Source organism: Mesorhizobium sp. M1169 (assembly GCF_040318345.1).
GTDB lineage: Bacteria > Pseudomonadota > Alphaproteobacteria > Rhizobiales > Rhizobiaceae > Mesorhizobium.
The window spans coordinates 1-632 of record NZ_JAMYME010000121.1 but is presented as its reverse complement, the minus strand read 5'-3'; the positions used below and the strand labels follow the sequence as shown (position 1 = coordinate 632).

Sequence of the window (632 nt, the reverse complement as noted above, 5' to 3'; positions counted from 1 at the left end):
GAAATCCCGGCCAGGATCATGGTCGCAGCCAGCGGCAGTCCTTCGACCCGAAGGTTGAAATTGTAGGCGGCGAAAGCGCCGACCGCCATGAAGGCGGAGGAGCCCAGCGAAAGCTGGCCGCAATAGCCGGTCAAAAGGTTGAGGCCGACCGCCGCCAGGCTGAGCGCAAGGAACGGCAGCAGGATCGCCTCGACGAGATAGCTCGACGCATAGGCGGGGATCAGGCCGTAGGCCACGGCAATCAGGGCGACGGGCAGAGCTAACCTCTGCCAGTCGATGGGAAGCCTTGCGGCATCGAGCGCTTGCACGGCCATCGGTCAGACCCTTTCGACAGTCTTCTGGCCAAACAGGCCGGAGGGGCGCACCAGCAGGACGACCAGCGCCAGCGCATAGGCGAACCAGCCTTCGATGCCGCCACCGACAAAGGGTCCGAGGTAGACCTCGGCGAGCTTCTCGCTGGCGCCGATGATGAGGCCGCCGACGATGGCGCCGAGGATGGAATCGAAGCCGCCAAGCACCAGTACCGGCAGCGCCTTCAGCACGATCAGCGACAGCGAGAACTGGACGCCGAGGCGCGCGCCCCACAAAAGTCCCGCGACCAGTGCCACGAACCCCGCGGCCGTCCACACCGT

Annotated in this window: 2 pseudogenes; both read right to left on the bottom strand. The window is 65.8% G+C overall.

Features of this window, described 5'->3' with window-relative positions:
- Nucleotides 1-314 (bottom strand): annotated as a pseudogene (locus tag NKH41_RS34095) (branched-chain amino acid ABC transporter permease); the annotation flags it as partial.
- Between the two features lie 3 nt (nt 315-317).
- A pseudogene (locus NKH41_RS34090) lies at nt 318-632 on the bottom strand (branched-chain amino acid ABC transporter permease); the annotation flags it as partial.